Consider the following 19,845-nt stretch of genomic DNA (forward strand, 5'->3'; position numbering starts at 1 on the left):
ATGCCGGCAAACAGTGCGCGGCCGGTGCGTGCACCGGCCAAATCTCCCGGAATAACGCTGGCACGCTTTCTGCTGAAGTGAAGTCGTCGGGCCCGCAACGGCGTGGGCCCTTCTGGAATCGAACAAGGACAAAGGCGTCCGACCGATGGAGACACGCGAGTGGTCTCCTGGTCGCGACGCCTTTGTCCTTTTCTGCTTGGAGATCTCGATGAGCCATACGACTGGAAAGAAGCTGCACAAGGAGGGTTTGATGAGCGAGGAACGCCGCACATTGCTGGCCGGCGCTGCCGGTGCCGCCATGAGTGCCATGAGCCCCATGGCCTGGGCCGCCGGCTCGGACAAGCCCGAGAAGGAGGAGGTGCGCATCGGCTTCATCCCCCTGACCGACTGCGCCTCCATCGTGATGGCCTCGGTGCTGGGCTTCGACAAGAAGTACGGCATCAAGATCATCCCGACCAAGGAAGCCTCGTGGGCTGGTGTGCGTGACAAGCTGGTCAACGGCGAGCTGGACATGGCGCACGTGCTTTACGGCCTGATCTACGGCGTGCACCTCGGCGTCAGCGGGCCGAAGAAGGACATGGCCGTGCTGATGACCCTGAACAACAACGGCCAGGCCATCACGCTGTCGAAGAAGCTGGCGGACAAGGGCGCCGTGGATGGCGCCTCGCTCGCCAAGCTGATGAGCACCGAGAAGCGCGAGTACACCTTCGCGCAGACCTTCCCGACCGGCACGCATGCGATGTGGCTGTACTACTGGCTGGCCAGTGTCGGCATCAATCCGATCAAGGACGCCAAGGTCATCACCGTGCCGCCGCCGCAGATGGTGGCAAACATGCGCGTGGGCAATATGGACGGCTACTGCGTCGGCGAGCCCTGGGGCCACCGCGCCATCATGGACGGCATCGGCATCACCGCCGTGACCACGCAGGACATCTGGAAGGACCATCCCGAGAAGGTGCTGGGCACGACCGGCGAGTTCGCGAAGAAGTATCCGAACACCGCGCGCGCCGTGATCATGGCCGTGCTGGAGGCCAGCCGCTGGATCGATGCCGGCCTGCAGAACAAGCTGAAGATGGCCGACACCATCGCCGACAAGTCCTATGTCAATACCAGCGCCGACGCGATCAACCAGCGCATCCTCGGCCGCTACCAGAACGGCCTGGGCAAGACCTGGGACGACCCGAACCACATGAAGTTCTTCAACGACGGTGCGGTGAACTTCCCCTATCTGTCGGACGGCATGTGGTTCCTCACCCAGCACAAGCGTTGGGGCCTGATCAAGGGCCATCCCGATTACCTGGGCGTGGCCAAGCAGATCAACCAGATCGAGCTCTACAAGCAGGCCGCATCGCAGCTGAAGGTCAGCGTGCCCAAGGACGCCCTGCGCGCCAGCAAGCTGATCGACGGCGTGACCTGGGACGGCAAGGAACCCGCCAAGTACGCCGATTCGTTCAAGGTCAAGGCTTGAGGAGCACAACATGGTCTCCGCAGTCTTTCATTCGCCGCGCGAAGTGATCAGCGAGGAGCCAGCCGCCGTGGCAGCCAAGCCTCGCGAGCCCTTGGCTGTCGTCGCCAAGCCGCAGCCCAAGGCGCGCGCACCGCTGGACTGGCGCGCCTTCTGGATGCGCGTGCTGCCACCCATCCTCGGCCTGGCCTTGCTGGTCGGCGTGTGGGGACTGCTGACGCAAAAGGGCGGCAGTTTTCCCACGCCCGTTCAAACCTTCGATGCCGCCGTCAAGCTGTTTGCCGACCCCTTCTACAGCAAGGGCCCGAACGATCAGGGCATAGGCTGGAACATCCTGTTCTCGCTGCAGCGCGTGGCCATGGGCTTCGGCCTCGCGGCCCTGGTGGGCATCCCGCTGGGCTTCATCATCGGCCGCTTCGAGTTCGCGAACCGCATGGTCTCGCCCTTGATCAGCCTGCTGAAGCCGGTGTCGCCGCTGGCCTGGCTGCCCATCGGCCTGCTGGTGTTCAAGAGCGCCAATCCGGCCGCGATCTGGACCATCTTCATCTGCTCGATCTGGCCGATGGTCGTCAACACCGCCGTGGGCGTGCAGCGCGTGCCGCAGGACTACCTGAACGTGGCCCGCGTCTTGAACCTCAGCGAATGGAAAGTCATCACGCGCATCCTGTTCCCGGCCGTCCTGCCCTACCTGCTGACGGGTGTGCGCCTGTCCGTCGGCACGGCCTGGCTGGTGATCGTGGCGGCCGAGATGCTGACCGGCGGCGTGGGCATCGGCTTCTGGGTCTGGGACGAGTGGAACAACCTGAACGTCCAGCACATCATCATCGCCATCTTCGTGATCGGCATCGTGGGCCTGGCCTTGGAGCAACTCCTGATGCTCGTGGCCCAGCGCTTCTCCTTCAGCGAGGACTGACCCCATGAGCAGCAAACCATTTGTCCTGGTGCAGGACGCCGAAATGGTGTTCGCCACCCGCAAGGGAAAGTTCCATGCACTGCGCGAGATCAATCTTGAAGTGCAGCGCGGCGAGTTCATCACGCTGATCGGCCATTCGGGCTGCGGCAAGTCCACGCTGCTGAACCTGATCGCGGGGCTGCTCTCGCCCACCAGCGGCGGCCTGATCTGCGATGGCCGCGAGATCGCGGCGCCCGGCCCCGAGCGCGCGGTCGTGTTCCAGAATCATTCGCTCCTGCCCTGGCTCACGTGCTTTGAGAACGTGTACCTGGCGGTCGAGCGCGTTTTCGGTGCCGAGGAGACAAAGGCCCAGCTCAAACAGCGTACGCTAGATGCGCTGGCGCTGGTCGGCATGGGACATGCGGCCGCCAAGAAGCCGCAGGAAATTTCGGGTGGCATGAAGCAGCGCATCGGCATTGCCCGGGCGCTGGCCATGGAGCCCAAGGTCCTGCTGATGGACGAGCCCTTCGGCGCACTCGACGCGCTGACCCGCGCCAAGCTGCAGGACGAACTCCTGAAGATCGTGGCGAGAACGCAGAGCACGGTGGTGATGGTGACGCACGACGTGGATGAAGCCGTGCTGCTCTCGGACCGCATCGTGATGATGACCAACGGGCCGGCCGCCACCATCGGCGAGATTCTCCCGGTGGACTTGCCACGGCCGCGCGACCGCGTGGCCTTGGCCGAAGACCCGGTCTATTTGCATGCCCGCAAGGCGGTGATCGACTTCCTCTACACCCGCCATGCCCATGTGGAGGCTGCAGCATGAAGAAGATGAAGCTGGTGATGGTGGGCAACGGCATGGCCGGTGTGCGCACGCTGGAAGAACTGCTGAAGATCGCGCCCGATCTCTACGACATCACCGTGTTCGGCGCCGAACCGCATCCCAACTACAACCGCATCCTGCTGAGTCCGGTGCTGGCCGGAGAGCAGACGATCGAGGAGATCATCCTCAATCCGCTGGACTGGTATGAGGACAACAACATCACGCTGCATCTGGGCAAGAAGGTCACCCAGATCGACCGTGTCAAGCGGCGCGTGATCGCAGAAGACGGCAATGGATCCACAACTTCGGCCGACTACGACCGCCTCCTGATCGCCACCGGCTCCAGCCCCTTCATCCTGCCGGTGCCCGGCAAGGAGCTGAATGGCGTGATCGCCTACCGCGACATTGCCGACACCAACGCGATGATCGATGCGGCCACGAAGTACCAGCATGCGGTGGTGATCGGTGGCGGCCTGCTGGGCCTGGAAGCCGCCAACGGCCTGATGTTGCGCGGCATGCAGGTGACCGTGGTGCATCTGGGTGACTGGCTGATGGAGCGCCAGCTTGACGACCAGGCGGGCGACCTCCTGCGCAAGTCGCTGGAAGCACGCGGCCTGAAGTTCCTGCTCGGCGCGCAGACGCAGGCGCTGATCGGTGGCAAGGATGGTCGTGTCATGGCGGTGCAATTCAAGGACGGCAAGGAGATTCCGGCCGATCTGGTCGTGATGGCCGCCGGCATCCGCCCCAATACCGAGCTGGCCGCTTCTGCCGGCATCCACTGCAACCGCGGCATCGTCGTCAGCGACACGATGCAGACCATCACCGACCCGCGCATCTACTCGGTCGGCGAATGCGCGGCGCACCGCGGCATTGCCTATGGCCTGGTGGCGCCGCTGTTCGAGCAGGGCAAGGTCTGCGCCACGCACCTGGCCGAGTTCGGCATCGGCCGCTACCAGGGCTCGCAGACCAGCACCAAGTTGAAGGTCACCGGCATCGACCTGTTCAGCGCCGGCGATTTCATGGGCGGTGAGGGCAGCGAAGAAATCCTGATGAGCGACCCCTTCGCAGGCGTCTACAAGAAGCTGGTGATCAAGGACGACAAGCTCGTCGGCGCCTGCCTGTATGGCGACACGGTGGACGGCAGCTGGTACTTCAAGCTCCTGCGCGAGGGCCGCAAGATCTCTGACATCCGCGACAAGCTGATGTTCGGCGAGTCGAACATCGGCGACGTGGGTCATCAAGGCCACAACAAGGCCGCAGCGATGGCGGACTCTGACGAAGTCTGCGGCTGCAACGGTGTCAACAAGGGCTCGATCTGCAAGGCGATCAAGGACAAGGGCCTGTTCACCTTGGAAGAGGTGCGCAAGCACACCAAGGCCAGCGCTTCCTGCGGGTCCTGCACCGGCCTGGTCGAGCAACTCCTGATGTTCACGGCCGGTGGCGACTATTCGGCCACGCCGAAGAAGAAGGCGATCTGCTCCTGCACCGACATGAGCCACCAGGACGTGCGCGACGCGATCTTCAAGGATCACATCACCAGCCTCGATGCGCTGTATGCGCAGCTTGGCTGGAAGAGCGCGAACGGTTGCGCCACCTGCCGGCCCGCGCTCAACTACTACCTGATCTCCTCCTGGCCCAAGGAGGCCGAGGACGACCCGCAGAGCCGCTACATCAACGAGCGCTCGCATGCCAATATCCAGAAGGACGGCACGTACTCGGTGATCCCGCGCATGTGGGGCGGCGAGACAACGGCCGATGAGCTGCGACGCATCGCAGCCGCGGTCGACAAGTACCAGATCCCGACGGTCAAGGTCACGGGCGGCCAGCGCATCGACCTGCTGGGCGTGAAGAAGGAGGACCTGGTCAATGTCTGGAAGGACATCGGCATGCCCTCGGGCCACGCATATGCGAAGGCGCTACGCACGGTCAAGACCTGCGTGGGCTCGGAGTGGTGTCGCATGGGCACGCAGGATTCGACGCAGATGGGCAAGGACCTCGAGCGCGCCATGTGGCGCATGTATGCGCCGCACAAGGTCAAGTTCGCGGTCTCGGGCTGCCCGCGCAACTGTGCGGAGGCCGGCATCAAGGACGTCGGCATCATCGGTGTGGACTCGGGCTGGGAGATGTTTGTGGCCGGCAACGGCGGCATCAAGACCGAGGTGGCGCACTTCTTCACCAAGCTGAAGACCGCCGAGGAGGTGCTGGAGTACACCGGCGCCTTCATGCAGCTCTACCGCAAGGAAGGCTGGTACCTGGAGCGAACGGTGCACTACGTCTCGCGCGTGGGGCTGGACCATGTGAAGGCCAAGGTACTGGACGACCACGAGGGTCGCAAGAAGCTCTGGGCCGAGCTGCAGTTCGCGCTCGATGGTGAGCCTGACCCCTGGTTCGACTTCGACAAGGCGAAGGTCGATCTGCGCCAGTTCCAGCCGGTGTGAGAGGAGACACGCAAATGAGTGAATGGAAAACGATCTGCGCCGTCGCTGACATCCCGGTTCTGGGTTCGCGCCGCGTGCAACGTGCCAAGGGCCCGCAAGTGGCCTTGTTCCGCACGGCGGACGATCAGGTCTATGCGCTGCTGGACCGCTGCCCGCACAAGGCCGGGCCGCTGAGCCAGGGCATCGTGTTCGGCAAGGCCGTGGCCTGCCCCCTGCACAACTGGACCATCGCGCTGGACAGCGGCTGCGCCCGCGAGCCCGATGAAGGCAGCACGCCCAGGTTCACGGTCAGGATCAATGGGGGCCAGGTCTTGCTCAGCCAGCAGGAGCTGGACACGGTGGCCATTGAGCTGGAGCCGGTCAAGGCCGGCCCCTGCACGCGGGCTCACGCCTGCTGAGCCCATGACAGACACACGCTCTACCTGCCCTTATTGTGGCGTTGGCTGTGGCGTGATCATCGAGAGCGATGCGGGCCAGATCACGGGCGTGCGCGGTGATCCCGATCACCCGGCCAACTTCGGCCGGCTCTGCAGCAAGGGCTCGACGCTGCACCTCACCGCCACGCCCATCGTGCTGCAGACCAAGCGCCTGCATCATCCGCAGCATCGCGCCGCGCGTGGCGATGAACTGCAGGCACTGAGCTGGGACGAAGCGAATCAGAGAATCGCCGACAAGCTTCTGAGCCTGCGCGCCGACCATGGGCCCGACGCCATCGGCTTCTACATCTCCGGGCAGTTGCTCACCGAGGACTATCACGCGTTCAACAAGCTGGCGCGTGGCCTGGTCGGCACCAACAACATCGACAGCAACTCGCGCCTGTGCATGAGCTCGGCCGTGGTGGGCTACAAGCAGAGCCTGGGCTCGGACGCGCCGCCGGCCTGCTACGAAGACCTGGACCGCGCCGACTGCCTGTTCATCACCGGCTCGAACATGGCCTGGGCACATCCCATCCTGTTCCGCCGGATCGAGGCGGCTCGCGCGGCGCGGCCGGAAATGAAGATCATCGTCGTCGACCCGCGCCGCACCGAGACGGCCGAGTTCGCCGACCTGCATCTGCAGATCCAGCCCGGCACCGATGTGGCGCTGTGTCTGGGCATGCTGCATGCGATGGTCTGGGAGGGATGGATCGATGCGAATTTCATTGCCGAGCACACCGAAGGTTTTGACGCGCTGAAGGCCTTGGCACGCGACATGCCGCCGGCCAAGGCGGCGCGGCAATGCGGCATCAGCGAGGCCGATCTTCTGCAGGCAGCACGCTGGTTCGCCACCTCCGAGTCCACGCTTTCGCTCTACTGCATGGGCCTGAACCAGAGCACGAGCGGCACCGCCAAGAACACGGCACTGATCAACCTGCATCTCGCCAGTGGCCAGATCGGCCGGCCCGGTGCCGGGCCCTTCTCGCTGACGGGCCAACCCAATGCCATGGGTGGTCGCGAAACCGGCGGCATGGCCACGCTGTTGCCCGGCCATCGCGACCCGACCGATGCCGACCATCGCGCCGAGATTGCGCGCCTGTGGGGCGTGGACGCGCTTCCAGCCACGGCGGGCAAGACGGCTGTCGAGCTCTTCGAAGCGGCTGCCCGCGGCGAGGTCAAGGCACTCTGGATTGCCTGTACCAACCCGGCGCAATCGCTGCCCAATCAGGCCTTGGTGCGCGCGGCGCTGGAACGCTGCGAGCTGGTGATCCTGCAAGAGGCTTTCACCGGTACCGCCACGGCTGCCTATGCCGACTTCGTGCTGCCCGCGGCGACCTGGGGCGAGAAGGAGGGCACGGTCACCAACAGTGAGCGCCGCATCTCGCGCGTGCGTGCCGCCATCTTGCCGCCAGGCGAGGCGCGGCCGGACTGGCAGATTGCACGCGACATCGCGCAGCGGCTTGAAGTGCAGTTGCGCCCGGGCCTGCCGTCCTTGTTCGGTGTTGAGGGTCCCGAAGCCCTGTGGCTCGAACATCGTGAAGCCACGCGTGGCCGCGACCTCGACATCACCGGCCTCACCTACGCGATGCTGGAGCGGTCACCACAGCAGTGGCCATGCCCGGAGGCTGAGTCGCAGGGCCGGGCAAGGCTCTACCAGGACTCGCGCTTCGCCACTGCCAACGGCCGTGCCCGTTTCGTCAGCAGGCCCTTTGCGGCGGCTGCCGACAAGATCGACGCCAGCTTTGCGCTCGCCCTGACGACCGGCCGCATGCGCGACCAGTGGCATGGCATGAGCCGCAGCGGCGCGGTGCCGCGATTGATGGCCTTCGACGCCAGGCCGGCGGTGCGGCTCAATCCGCAAGACCTGGCACGGCGCGGCCTGAAAGACGGCGGGCTGGGCAAGCTGACGACGCGTCGCGGTTCCCTGGTGCTGCCCATGCAGGCAGACGAGACCGTGGCCTGCGGACAGGCCTATGTGCCCATGCACTGGGGCGCCGAGTTCATTGGTGGCGATGGCATCAACGCCTTGACGCAAGACGCCTTCTGCCCCGATGCCCGCCAACCCGAGCTGAAGTTCTCGGCGATGAATGTGCAGTCTGCCGAGCTGCCCTGGCGCATCAGCGCTGCGGCCTGGGTGCCAGCTGCAGAGAGCGCTGCGCTGCGCGAGCAGCTGCGCGCATTGATGCCTGAATTTGGCTATGTGCAATGCCTGCCCGCGCCGCCGCGTGACGAGGCCTTTGGCGGCAGCGAAGGCTGGTGCCTGGACGCGGCGCTGGCGCAGGCGCCGCACCCCGCGCTCTTGCAGCGCCTGGCCGCCATCCTCAAGCTCGAAGGTACCGGCGTGCTGCGCTATGCCGACACCCGCCGGGGCCGCCATCGCGCGCTGCGCCTGTCCGGCGAGGGCGATCAGGCGCGCTTGCAAGCCCTGCTGCGTGTCGGCGAAGGCGAGGAGGGCGCCTGGCTCACCGAGCTCTGGCGTGAAGCGCAAGCCGCCGCGCCGCATGGCCGCTGGCTGCTCGCACCCGAAGCGCAGGCGCCGCAGGGCATGCAGCAGAGCAGCCCGCAGGTCTGCAACTGTTTCAACGTGCGTGAGGACAGCATCCGTGCCTGCCTAGGGGGCGTCAGCGGGTCGCCGAACGAGCGCCTGGCCCAGCTGCAGGGGCAATTGAAATGCGGCACGCAATGCGGCTCCTGCCTGCCGTCGCTGCGTCGACTTGTGTCCGAAGTTCGCGAAGAGGTGATCACATGAATACTGTCAGCCTTGTTGGCGCCGGCCCCGGCGACCCGGAACTCCTGACTGTGCGTGCGCTCAAGCGCCTGCAGGACGCCGATGTGGTGCTGACCGATGACCTCGTCGATGCCCGTGTGCTGGCGCTGCTGCGATCAGATGCGCGACTCTTGCGCGTCGGCAAGCGCGGCGGTTGCGTCTCGACCGAGCAGCGCTTCATCCATGAGCTGATGATCCGCGAGGCGCGCAGCAGTGCGCGGGTCGTCCGCCTGAAAGGCGGCGACCCCTTCGTCTTCGGCCGCGGCGGCGAAGAGGTCACGGCGCTGCGCGAGGCCGGCATCGAAGTGGAAGTAGTCTCAGGCCTGACCGCAGGCATCGCCGCGCCCGCCAGCATCGGCATTCCGGTCACCGACCGCCGCCATGCACCCGGCGTGGCCTTCGTCACCGGCCACAGGCAAGACGGTGAGGACGCACCCGACTGGGCCGCCCTGGCGCGCAGCGGCCTGACGCTGGTGATCTATATGGGCCTGGCGCGCGCCGAAGCGCTGGTGGCCGCCTTGCGCGCCGGTGGCATGCCGGCTGCGATGCCTGCGGCTGTGATCTCTGCAGCGCATACCGAGCATCAGCGACAGGCGATCTGCACGCTCGGCACCCTGGCCGCTACCCTGAAACGCGAGCGCATCGCGAGCCCCGCGATCCTGGTGGTCGGCGAGGTGGTTCGTGAGGCCGCGCAGCTCGAACAGCTGCTGCCTTTCGGCGAGCAGGCTAGCGCAGGCGGAAGCCGCTGACCACGTCCGACAGCTTGACCGCCTGATCCTTCAGGCTCTCGGCTGCGGCCGCGCTCTCCTCGACGAGCGCGGCGTTCTGCTGCGTCATCTGGTCGAGCTGGGCGACGGCCGTGTTGACTGTGCCAATGCCCTGGCTCTGTTCGATGGTGGAGGCACTGATCTCGGCAATGATGTCGGTCACGCGCTGCACGCTGGCCACGATTTCGTTCATCGTCGTGCCGGCGTCCTGCACCAGGCGAGCACCGGTCTCGACCTTGTCGACGCTGGTATCGATGAGGCCCTTGATTTCCTTGGCGGCCGAGGCTGACCGCTGCGCCAGCGAGCGCACTTCACTGGCCACCACCGCAAAGCCGCGGCCCTGCTCGCCGGCACGCGCGGCTTCCACCGCCGCGTTCAGGGCGAGGATGTTGGTCTGAAAGGCGATGCTGTCGATCACGCCGATGATGTCGGCGATCTTCTTGGAGCTGGTGTTGATCTCGTCCATCGTCGCGACCACCTGGCCCACGACCGTGCCGCCGCGCTGCGCCACTTGAGCTGCGCTGTTGGCCAGCTGGTTCGCCGTGGAGGCACTTTCGGCGCTTTGGTGCACCGTGCCGGTCAATTGCTCCATCGAGCTGGAGGTCTTCTGCAGGTTCGATGAAGCTTCTTCGGTGCGTACGCTCAGGTCCTGGTTGCCGCTGGCGATTTCGGCGCTGGCCGTGTGTATCGATTGTGAGGACTCGCGCACGGTGCGCAGCGACTCGCTCAGCTGCTGGGCCATGCGGTCCAGCGAGCGCAGCAGGTCGCCCACTTCGTCGGCACGGTCGCTGTCGGCTGCCACGCTCAGGTCGCCGGCGGCCACGGCATTGGCCACCTCGCCGGCCCGTGCCAGCTCGGCCACCAGCTTGCCCTGCATGCGCCAGGCGACGAACACGGCGCCGCCGGCGGCCAGCAGGCCGATCAGTGTCAGGATGATGTTGTAGCGGGTGGAGCGGGCCTGTGAGCTTTCAGCAGACTCGGCCGCCAGTGCGTCGATGCGCGCCACCATGCCGCCCATGGTCTTGGCCAGGCTCTCGAACGCGGCATCGGCCTGTTGCATCGCGGCGATGCCGGTGTTCGGGTCGACCGAAGCGAGGTCGATGGCCGAGTCCGCGGCCTTCAGGTATTTGTCGATCTGCCCACCGGCCTCGACGACACCGGAGTGCAGCTGCTCGTCGGCGCCGCTGCCGTCCAGGCTGGCGGCGAGCGTGCGTTGCACACCGCCCAGCTGCTTGGCGAGGTCGGCACGCAGCGCCTTGGTCTTGGCGTCATCCAGCGAAGCCATCAGGGCGACGGTGCGGTAGACGCTGGCATGCACCTGACCCAATTGGGTCTGGGTGCTGGCCAGGGTCTTGAACTGCTCCATCTGTGCCTGCACTTCCAGCTGGTTGGCCGCGGCCTCGCGATTCATCAGCAGCGCATTGATCTCGCCGGCGGCCAGTGCCACGACCGCGGTGAGCAGCGGGGCCATCAGAAGCTTGGTACCCAGTTTCATGAATGACCCTCCCGGTTCAGCGCTGGTTTGCTTACTTGTAGATGCCGCCGCAGACCACCATGTCTTCAAGCTTCTCGCAGTACATGCTCTTGGGTTCGATCTTCTTGTTCTCCGGATTGGTGAACTTGTAGTCCTGCCAGAACGTCGGCTTGGTCTTGGCCATGTCCAGGCGCTCCTTGACGAAGGCCTTGCCGTCCACGTCCTTCAATTCGATCAGGTTCTTGCCCACCATCTTCTCGTTGGCACCATGGGCGCGTACCACGCCGTCCATGCCGTAGACCGTCAGGTAGAGGTCGCGGTCGCGGAACTGGCCGGTCTTGCTGGTGATCTCGGCATAGCCCTTGTCGTGGCCATTGGCCTTGATGAAGGCGACACCCTTCTTGACCATGGCCGTGGCCTGCTCGGCGGTGGCGCCACCGTCGGCCGCATGCGCGCCGGTGCTCAGGGCCGCGGCCAGCAGCAGGGTCTTGGCGATGCTGCGGTAGTACGTGCTCTTCATGGTGCGGATCTCCTTGTTGGATGGACAGCCCCATCATGGGGCGGCCGCTTGATTCTGACCAGCTTGACAGCGTGCTGGCAAGGAATTGATCACGCTTGCCTGCTTCTTAGAGCTTGAAGCCCCGCACTACCTCGGTCAGGTTGATGGCTTGGTCCTTCAAGGATTCGGCCGCGGCCGCGCTTTGCTCCACCAGGGCGGCGTTCTGCTGGGTCATCTGGTCGAGCTGGGCCACGGCGTCGTTGACCGTGCCAATGCCCTGGCTCTGCTCGATGGTGGAGGCGCTGATCTCGGCAATGATGTCGGTCACGCGTTGCACGCTGGCGACGATCTCGTTCATCGTCGTGCCGGCGTCCTGCACCAGGCGGCTGCCGGCCTCGACCTTGTCCACGCTGGTGTCGATCAGCGACTTGATCTCCTTGGCCGCACCGGCCGAGCGTTGCGCCAATGAGCGAACCTCGGAGGCCACCACGGCGAAGCCGCGGCCCTGCTCGCCGGCTCGGGCCGCTTCCACGGCAGCGTTCAGCGCCAGGATATTGGTCTGGAAGGCGATCGAATCGATCACGCCGATGATGTCGGCGATCTTCTTGGAGCTGGCGTTGATCTCGTCCATCGTCGTGACCACCTGGCCCACCACGGCGCCGCCGCGCTGGGCGACCTGTGCGGCGCTGTTGGCGAGCTGGTTGGCCGTGGAGGCCGCGTCAGCACTCTGGCGCACGGTCGTGGTCAGGCCGCTCATCGAATTGGCGGTCTGCTGCAGGTTGGAGGCCGCCTGCTCGGTGCGCTGGCTCAGGTCCAGGTTGCCGGATGCAATCTCCGCGCTGGCCGTCTGGATGCTGTCGGCGCTCTGGCGCACGGCGCCCACCATGCGGTTCAGGGAGTCCTGCATGGCGCAGAGCGCGCGCTGCAGCGAGCCGATCTCGTCGCTGCGGTCGGTGCTGATCGAGCGGCTCAGGTCACCGTCGCCAATGTGCCGGGCCTGCGCCGTGACGGCCTCCAGCGGCTGCAGCACCGAGCGGGCCAGGAAATGCGTGGCCACGCCCATCAATGCCACCAGCGTACCCATCACGGCCGCTACCAGCCAGACGGTGCGCATGCGCTCGGCCGTGGCCGCGTCACGCAGTGCGTCGGAGCGCAGCTGCTGCAGCTTGATGAAGTCCTGCTGTGCGTCGAGGTAGCGCTTCAGCATCGGCATCAGCTTGTCCTGCAGAAGCGCTGATGCCGCAGCGGCATCGCCACCCGACTTCAGCTTGCTGACGTCGGCGCGCACGGCGATGTAGTCCTTGCGGGTGTCGGCGATGCGGGCCATGGCGGCCTTCTCTTCCGGCTCGGTAGCCAGCTCCTCGAGCTGCTTCTGGATCTCGGAGATGGTGGTCGTGGTCGCCTCGATCTCGGGCTTGAATGCGGCAGTGACGGCCGCATCGCTGCTGATGATGCCGGCCACCGCCCGCGTGGCATTGGTCTCGGTCTGGCCGCGCCAGCGCAGCGAGAGATCGAACTTCTGCTGCTGGCGCGCCTGGTTCAGGCGTGCCTCTTCGGCCAGGCTCTTGGTTCGCGTGGCGGAGGACAGCGTCATCAGTACCACCACAACGGCCAGGCCAGCCACCGGCATCCAGAGCTTGCTACGGACGGAAAAATTCATGCATCACTCCTGCACCAAGACAGTGCCGGTTATAACCCGTCGCGCGCCCCGGGCGTTTGTCCGCGCAGGGCTGTTACGCTAACCGCCACCGCAATGCGCACCACGCTCAGCCACTCCATGAGTTTTCTGGCCATCGACATCGGCAACACGCGACTGAAATGGGCGCTCTATGCCTCGCCCCAACCCGGCGCCGTGCTGTTGCAACATGGTGCGGTGTTCCTGGAAAACATCGACCGCCTGGCCGAAACCGAATGGGCTGCGCTGCCGGCACCGCACAGCATGCTGGGCTGCAACGTGGCGGGCGATGCGGTGCGCCGCCGCGTCGAGGAGCAGCTCGAGCTCTGGGACATCGAACCACGCTGGGTCGTCTCGGCGGCTCATGCCGGCGGCATCACCAATGGCTACGACCACCCGAGCCGGCTGGGCACCGACCGCTTCGTGGCCTTGATCGGCGCGCGCTCGCTGGTGGTGCGCCGTGGCCTGCCGCGGGCCTGTCTGGTGGTCATGGTGGGCACAGCGGTGACCGTCGATGCGCTGGACGCTGAAGGCCATTTTCTGGGCGGCCTGATCCTGCCGGGCCACGGCATCATGCTGCGCGCGCTGGAAGGCGGCACGGCCGGCCTGCGTGTGCCGACCGGCGAGGTCCGGGAGTTTCCGACCAATACCTCGGATGCGCTGACCAGCGGCGGCACCTATGCCATCGTCGGCGCCATCGAGCGCATGCACCGGCATCTGCAGCGCCGCTCAGGGCAATCGCCGCTCACGGTGATGACGGGTGGCGCAGGCTGGAAGGTGGCACCGGCCGTGGAGCTCGAGCACGAGCTGCACGAGAGCCTGATCTTCGACGGGATTCTTGCGCTGCAGGCGCAGCGACTGGCGCTGTAGCGGCCGGTCAGCCGCCGTCCTTCAGCTGCGCGCGCAGCAGCTGGATCTCCTCGCGCAACTCGCGCATCTGGGCGTGCACGTCCCGCAGGATGTCGTCTTCCATCCGGTGTTCAGAGGTTTCCACCCACATGGCTGCGATGGCCGCAGTCACCAGCGACAGCACGGCATAGCCCAGCAGCACCACGAAGACGGCAAAGATCCGCGCGGCCGGCGTGCTGGGCACGAGGTCTCCGTAGCCCACCGTGGCAGCGGTGGTGAAGGCCAGCCACAGGCCCTCGCCCAGCCCCTGGACCCGAGGCTCCAGGGCCCAGAAGCCGACGCCGCACAAGCCCAGCACCACCAGGGCAATCAGCAGCAGATAGGTCAGGCCGCCGCGCGTCACCCAGGACTTGATCGCCCAGACCATGCGGGCGAGCGTCAGCAGCGCCACCAGCAGGCGCGCGGCCAGCGCGCCATGCGAAGCGGTACTGGGCGGCAGGCTGGCGGCGGCGAGCAGGCCTGTCACCAGCACCAGGTCAAGAGCATTGGCGCGCAGGTAGTCGAGGGGATCCGGCAGTTGCCTGGCGACTCGCCAGAGCGACACCAGAACCAGCAGGGCCGCGCCCAGGTAGATGGCGATGGCCAGTGGCGTCGGCAGGTTGTCCAGCAGCTCGATGTAGAAGGCCGGCACTGTGCACATCAGGGCGATCAGCACCGGCCAGCGCCATCGCGCCTCGGCCCGGCTGGCGGCGGCATTCATCGGGTGGGGCTTGGCCAGCCCCCAGCTACGGGTGGCGATACGGTGCGGCATGCTGCACAGCCTAAGCCCGGGCCGGCCGCAGCGCCTTGAGTCGCGTCAAGCCTCGCAAGGTGCGCGGCCGTCGGTCAGGCCTGCCGTACCGTAGTTCCGACATCACATCCCTGCGGGATATGAGTCTTCTCTGAAGCGCGAAAGCCCTAGGCTTGTCGCACTTTGACGCGCGAGTGCTCGTTGATGCCCATCGCGCCGAAGAACAGGGCCACCAGGCGGTGCGCCTCGGTGAAGATCACCGCGCGGTTCTCGCTGCGCCGGGTCAGCACCCAGTTCAGCAGGTCGCCCGCCGCCATGAAGTCCAGGCGTATCAGCAGGGGGCAATGGATGATGATGGTGGTGGCCGCACCGAGCTGGCCGGCCATGGTCTTGAGCGTTTCGCCGATGTCGCCGGTCAGCTGGCCACTGAGTTCCAATTGAGCATTGGCCGAGAGCTGGGCCATCTCGGTGATCTGGGACTCGAGGAAGCCGGTGGTGTGCTCGCTGCCATGCACGGTCGAGTTGGGCATGCCGGCGGTGGACAGCGACTGGCCGCTGACGCGCACCCGGCACTTGGTCGGCTCCCAGGACGGCGGCGACACCTCGTAGGTGACGCAGTAGTCGATCGCCGCTTCGTCGAAATGATCGGGCCGGTTCACCAGGCGCAGCGCTTCGAGGCGCAGCATCCAGAAGGCCGTGTCGGTGGCACGCACCGAGACCGGCGCCAGGTCCTTGAGCTGCTGCAGGAACTGGTCGCCCGAGAGCCAGCGGATGTCCAGCGGTTGCGTGGCCCAGTTGCGGAACAGCTGGCGCAGGCGCGTGGCACTGTCGCTGTCCAGGGTCTTCAACGGACCCCAGTCCAGCACCCAGGGCATGGGCATCATCTGGCAGCGCTGCTCCAGCTTGATGATGGCTTCCAGCGTCAGCTGCTCGGGCGCGGTCCAGCTGACGCCGCCGGCCTTGGCATTGGGGACGCGCTCGTTGCGGGCGGCATCGGCCACCAGCTTGGGCATGGAGAAGTACTGCGGCGCTGAAAGGCCGAACTGCTGCGCGTACTCCAGTGCCAGCGGCTCGAACTTGGCGGCCTGGCCGGTGGCGCGGTAGAGGTCGAACAACACCAGCCAGGTTTCGGCATGCAGATTGCGCGGGCCGCCAGCGCGGGTCAGCTCGATCAGGTCGCGCTCGCAGCTTTCGTAATCAGCATTGGCAAAGGCGATCACCGCGTTGTCGAGCTCGGCGTCATGCACCAGTTCGGCGGGCTCGGCCGGGGCCGACACCGGCGGCGGCATCGGCAGTTCGGGCCCCGGCGGCGGTGCCACGGCAGACGGTGGCGGGGCTGCCGGGCGCTGCTCGGCCAGCTTGAAGCTGAGCGGCGGCTCGACCTCGAAATGCAGATCGGGCAGGCGGCTGGGCGCGCCGCTGGACGGTGGCGACATGCCGGCACCCATGGTGGCCACGGCCGGAGTCGGCGGTGCCTCCAGGCGCTCCACTTCTTCGGGCGAAGAGAACTCGCTGACGCGGGCGGCCGGCGGCTCGGTGGTGGTCGAGGCGAAATGGATGGGGCGGGTGCTGGTCTCGAAGAAACCGGGCGGGTGGGCCGCCTGCTGCACCTGGGTGTTGGCGAAGTTCTCGCCGGCCATTTGCTGCTCGATCTGGTCGATCTTGGCCTTCAGCCCCTGCTCGAGCTTGGAGTCGATGCCGCTGTTGCGGGCTCCGCCGCTGGCGCCGCGCTCCATGTCGTCGATGCGCGAGGAGGAGCCGCCCAGTGCGGCCAGTTGCTCGGGCGTGAGGCCCTCGCGGCGGATGCGGCGCAGCATGTCGAGCTCGCGCTTGCGCACGAAGTCGTTGCGGCGCTTGCGTTCCACCATCGCGCGCAGCTCGGCCTTGGCCGCATCGGCCTCGGGGTCGTCCTGGCGCGAATTCAGCTCGGCCCAGTCGGTCGTGGGGTTGGCCACGAAGCGCGCGACCTTGCGGAAGAAGCTCTCGCCGTCTTTCGGATCAGTCATGCGCGCGGGTCGGGCTGGTCTTCGAGCTGTTTGTTGAAGCTGTCAATCGCCGAACATCTTCTGCTTGAGCTCGCGACGCTGCTGAGCTTCCAGCGAAAGAGTGGCGGTCGGGCGGGCGATCAGCCGGCCCAGGCCGATGGGCTCGCCGGTTTCATCGCAATAGCCGTACTCGCCGGTGTCCAGGCGGGCCAGCGATTGCATGATCTTCTTCAGCAGCTTGCGCTCGCGGTCGCGGGTGCGCAGCTCCAGGGCATGTTCTTCTTCGATCGTCGCGCGGTCGGCGGGGTCCGGCACGATGGAGGTGTCTTCGCGCAGGTGCTCGGTGGTTTCACCGGCATTGGACAGAACGCCGTCCTTCAGCTCGGTGAGCTTGCCGCGGAAGAACTCGATCTGCTTGTCGTTCATGTACTCCGACTCTGGCATGGCCAGCACTTCGGCGTCGGTCAGATCCTTGCCAGCCTTGGTCTTCCAGGCATTGACCAGCTTGGGGTCGGCTTTGGCGGGGGTACGGGGGCTTTCAATCACGGGACTACTCATTTGGCGCGTTGGCGGCTTGGGTGGAGCAAAACGATCTGCGAATCGGCTGGTGCTGCTGGCCGGGGCTGCCACCTCGGCAACAGGCGCCGCTGCGGCGGCCTTGGCCTTGGTGGTTTTGGCGGCCGGCCGCGCCTCGGCGCTCGCTGCGTGCGCCGGGGTGGACTTGGGGGCCGTGGTCTTGCTCACTATCGTCTCCTCGCTTGGGACTTTATACCTGCTCAGGCCGGGCCGAAACGCATTTGTGTCAAGGATTTATAGGCCTTGAGCCAAGCTCGGGCGCGGCGGATTGTAGCCATGCTTGTCTGCCTTGTTGCTGACGGGAGATCCTGGTGCTTGCCTGGGCCGGGCCAACCCTCGGTCGGCCCCTGGCCACGGGCTCAGACCAGGCAGCCCTCCAGGCCTTGCAAAAGAATGTCTTTCGGCAGGTCGATGCCGATGAACACCATCTTGCTGATCTTCTTCTCGCTGGGCAGCCATTTGGGGCCCAGGTCCGAGCCCATCAGTTGGTGCACGCCCTGGAAGATCACCTTCTTGTCGCTGCCCTTCATGTGCAGCACGCCCTTGTAGCGCAGCATCTTGGGGCCGTAGACCTGCACGATGGCGCCCAGGAAGTCCTCCAGCTTGGCCGGATTGAAGGGCCGCTCCGCCTTGAACACGAAGGACTTCACGTCGTCGTCGTGGGCATGGTGGTGCGGATGATCGCAATGCTCGCCATGCTCATGGTCGTGATCATGGTGCCCATGATCGTGGCCGTGATCGTGGCCATGGTCATGCGCGTCGGCATTGAGGAAGTCGGGGTCGATGTCGAGCTTGGCGTTCAGGTTGAAGCCGCGCTGGTCGAAGACCTTGGCGATCGGCACTTCGCCGAAGTGCACCGACTGCTGCGGCGCCCGCGGGTTCATGTGCTTGATGCGGTGGGCCAGGGCCTCCAAGGCGGCGGGCTCCACCAGATCGGTCTTGCTGAAGAAGATCTGGTCGGCGAAACCGACCTGGCGACGCGCTTCCTGGCGGGTGTTGAGCTGCTCTTCGGCATGCTTGGCGTCCACCAAGGTGAGGATGGAGTCAAGCAGATAGCTCTCGGCGATCTCGTCGTCGATGAAGAAGGTCTGGGCCACCGGGCCGGGGTCGGCCAGGCCAGTGGTCTCGATCACCACGCGCTCGAAGTTCAGCTCGCCCTTGCGGCGCTTCTCGGCCAGCTCGGACAGCGTGGTGCGCAGGTCCTCGCGGATCGTGCAGCAGACGCAGCCGTTGTTCATCTGGATGATCTGTTCCTCGACGTCGTTGACCAGGATGTCGTTATCGATGTTCTCTTCGCCGAACTCGTTCTCGATCACGGCAATCTTCTGGCCGTGGGTCTCGCTGAGCACGCGCTTCAGGAGGGTGGTTTTGCCGGAGCCCAAGAAGCCGGTGAGTATGGTGACGGGAATGAGACCTGGGGACATGGTGGGAAGACTGCTGATCAGAAAGGAGAGGAGGCCCCGGAAGGTGGGGGCGGCTGACTTTGGTTCAAGGGTACTGCAATGTCAATCGGTTATTCTTGCCGCTCCACTACAACGACACCGACGTCCTCGTGTCCGAACCCCAGCCTAGTCGGCCCTCTCAGTATCGAGGGGGCGAAAGAAAACCTGCCGAGCCGCGCGGTCTCATCGACCGCATCGTGGACTTTCTCCACCCTGGCCCGGACAGCAAGAGCGAACTGATGGAAACGCTGGCCGATGCCGAGCAGCGCGAGCTGATCGAGCCCGAATCGCGCCAGATGCTGGAAGGCGTGCTGCGCATGGCCGAGCTCAGCGCCGGCGACGTGATGGTGGCTGCGCCCCGCATGGACCTGCTCGATATCGAGGCGCCCTACGATGAGCTGCTGGCCCTGGTGATCGATACCGGCCACTCGCGCTTCCCGGTCTTCGAGGGGCAGCGCGAGAACATCATCGGCATCCTGCTCGCCAAGGACCTGTTGAAGATTCAGCGTGCGCCGGAGCTGAACCTGCGCGCGCTCCTGCGCCCGACGGTGTTCGTGCCTGAGAGCAAGGGCCTGAACGAGCTCTTGCGCGACTTCCGCTCCAACCGCAACCACCTGGCCATCGTGATCGACGAGTTCGGCAATACAGCGGGCCTGATCACGATCGAGGACGTGCTTGAAGAAATCGTCGGCGAGATCGAGGACGAGTTCGACGACAAGAATGGCGAATCAGGTCTTTACACGCTGGCCGACGGCAGCCAGCGCGTGGCCGGCGACACGGCCATCTCGGCCGTGAACGAAGCCTTCTCGGTGCAGCTGCCCGAGGGTGAGTTCGACACCATTGGCGGCCTGGTCGCCCATCAGCATGGCCGCGTGCCACGCCGGGGCGAGGTGGTCGAGCTGGCCGGCCTGTACTTTGCCGTCATGCTGACCCGGGGCGGCGCCGTGCGCTGGTTCAAGGTCACGCGCGCCGAGGCTGGCTGAG

General features: G+C 65.8%; 16 protein-coding genes. 9 read left to right on the forward strand and 7 right to left on the reverse strand.

Features of this window, described 5'->3' with window-relative positions; all coding sequences use genetic code 11:
• Nucleotides 1-250: 250 nt before the first annotated feature.
• Genes ABT392_RS00390 through cobA form a run of 7 tightly spaced genes read left to right on the forward strand, consistent with a single transcriptional unit; the run spans nucleotide 251 to nucleotide 9,553 of the window.
• Nucleotides 251-1,468, forward strand: a complete 1,218-nt coding sequence (locus ABT392_RS00390; protein ID WP_395386794.1) for a CmpA/NrtA family ABC transporter substrate-binding protein — start codon at nucleotides 251-253, stop codon at nucleotides 1,466-1,468.
• A gap of 10 nt (nucleotides 1,469-1,478) precedes the next feature.
• Complete coding sequence (gene ntrB, locus ABT392_RS00395) at nucleotides 1,479-2,378, forward strand: nitrate ABC transporter permease (RefSeq protein ID WP_334279265.1); 900 nt, start codon at nucleotides 1,479-1,481, stop codon at nucleotides 2,376-2,378.
• Between the two features lie 4 nt (nucleotides 2,379-2,382).
• Entirely contained in the window at nucleotides 2,383-3,186 is an 804-nt protein-coding gene (locus ABT392_RS00400) for an ABC transporter ATP-binding protein (protein WP_395384412.1), read from the forward strand.
• Nucleotides 3,183-5,621: a nitrite reductase large subunit NirB gene (gene nirB / locus ABT392_RS00405; RefSeq protein ID WP_395384411.1), complete on the forward strand. Its 2,439-nt coding sequence runs from the start codon at nucleotides 3,183-3,185 to the stop codon at nucleotides 5,619-5,621. Before ABT392_RS00400 ends, nirB begins: the two co-directional genes overlap by 4 nt.
• Before the next feature lie 14 nt (nucleotides 5,622-5,635).
• Nucleotides 5,636-6,019, forward strand: coding sequence for a nitrite reductase small subunit NirD (gene nirD, locus ABT392_RS00410; RefSeq protein WP_334279262.1), 384 nt, complete (start codon nucleotides 5,636-5,638; stop codon nucleotides 6,017-6,019).
• A gap of 4 nt (nucleotides 6,020-6,023) precedes the next feature.
• Nucleotides 6,024-8,786, forward strand: coding sequence for a nitrate reductase (locus tag ABT392_RS00415; RefSeq protein WP_395384410.1), 2,763 nt, complete (start codon nucleotides 6,024-6,026; stop codon nucleotides 8,784-8,786).
• Nucleotides 8,783-9,553 (forward strand): uroporphyrinogen-III C-methyltransferase, encoded by a 771-nt coding sequence (gene cobA / locus ABT392_RS00420; protein WP_395384409.1) that lies wholly within the window; start codon nucleotides 8,783-8,785, stop codon nucleotides 9,551-9,553. Before ABT392_RS00415 ends, cobA begins: the two co-directional genes overlap by 4 nt.
• Here cobA and ABT392_RS00425 read toward each other — a convergent pair.
• The 3 genes from ABT392_RS00425 to ABT392_RS00435 form a co-directional block, all read right to left on the reverse strand.
• Nucleotides 9,531-11,066, reverse strand: coding sequence for a methyl-accepting chemotaxis protein (locus tag ABT392_RS00425; protein WP_395384408.1), 1,536 nt, complete (start codon nucleotides 11,064-11,066; stop codon nucleotides 9,531-9,533). The two genes, cobA and ABT392_RS00425, sit on opposite strands and share 23 nt — an antisense overlap.
• A gap of 31 nt (nucleotides 11,067-11,097) precedes the next feature.
• Nucleotides 11,098-11,565 carry a cache domain-containing protein gene (locus tag ABT392_RS00430; RefSeq protein ID WP_334279258.1) on the reverse strand — a complete coding sequence of 156 codons (468 nt, stop codon included), beginning with the start codon at nucleotides 11,563-11,565 and terminating at the stop codon, nucleotides 11,098-11,100.
• 106 nt (nucleotides 11,566-11,671) lie between these two features.
• Complete coding sequence (locus ABT392_RS00435) at nucleotides 11,672-13,204, reverse strand: methyl-accepting chemotaxis protein (protein WP_395384407.1); 1,533 nt, start codon at nucleotides 13,202-13,204, stop codon at nucleotides 11,672-11,674.
• Nucleotides 13,205-13,321: 117 nt separating this feature from the next.
• Here ABT392_RS00435 and ABT392_RS00440 point away from each other — a divergent pair, with 117 nt between their 5' ends.
• A complete protein-coding gene (locus ABT392_RS00440) occupies nucleotides 13,322-14,089 on the forward strand; it encodes a type III pantothenate kinase (RefSeq protein WP_334279343.1) in 768 nt (255 codons plus the stop codon).
• Between the two features lie 7 nt (nucleotides 14,090-14,096).
• Here the strand turns inward: ABT392_RS00440 and ABT392_RS00445 are convergent, their stop codons facing one another.
• From ABT392_RS00445 to ABT392_RS00460, 4 genes are all read right to left on the reverse strand, one after another.
• A complete protein-coding gene (locus tag ABT392_RS00445; protein ID WP_334279256.1) occupies nucleotides 14,097-14,879 on the reverse strand; it encodes a potassium channel family protein in 783 nt (260 codons plus the stop codon).
• 146 nt (nucleotides 14,880-15,025) lie between these two features.
• Entirely contained in the window at nucleotides 15,026-16,864 is a 1,839-nt protein-coding gene (locus ABT392_RS00450) for a hypothetical protein (RefSeq protein WP_395384406.1), read from the reverse strand.
• A gap of 42 nt (nucleotides 16,865-16,906) precedes the next feature.
• The gene (dksA, locus tag ABT392_RS00455; protein WP_334279254.1) at nucleotides 16,907-17,587 is read right to left on the reverse strand and encodes an RNA polymerase-binding protein DksA; all 681 of its coding nucleotides are present in this window, start codon (nucleotides 17,585-17,587) and stop codon (nucleotides 16,907-16,909) included.
• A 191-nt stretch (nucleotides 17,588-17,778) separates the two neighbouring features.
• The gene (locus ABT392_RS00460) at nucleotides 17,779-18,843 is read right to left on the reverse strand and encodes a CobW family GTP-binding protein (RefSeq protein ID WP_334279253.1); all 1,065 of its coding nucleotides are present in this window, start codon (nucleotides 18,841-18,843) and stop codon (nucleotides 17,779-17,781) included.
• Between the two features lie 128 nt (nucleotides 18,844-18,971).
• Here ABT392_RS00460 and ABT392_RS00465 point away from each other — a divergent pair, with 128 nt between their 5' ends.
• Nucleotides 18,972-19,844 carry an HlyC/CorC family transporter gene (locus tag ABT392_RS00465; RefSeq protein WP_334279252.1) on the forward strand — a complete coding sequence of 291 codons (873 nt, stop codon included), beginning with the start codon at nucleotides 18,972-18,974 and terminating at the stop codon, nucleotides 19,842-19,844.
• The last annotated feature ends 1 nt before the right edge of the window (nucleotide 19,845 follow it).

Origin of the sequence: Paucibacter sp. JuS9 (genome assembly GCF_044043925.2) — a bacterium.
Lineage (GTDB): Bacteria > Pseudomonadota > Gammaproteobacteria > Burkholderiales > Burkholderiaceae_C > JAUASW01.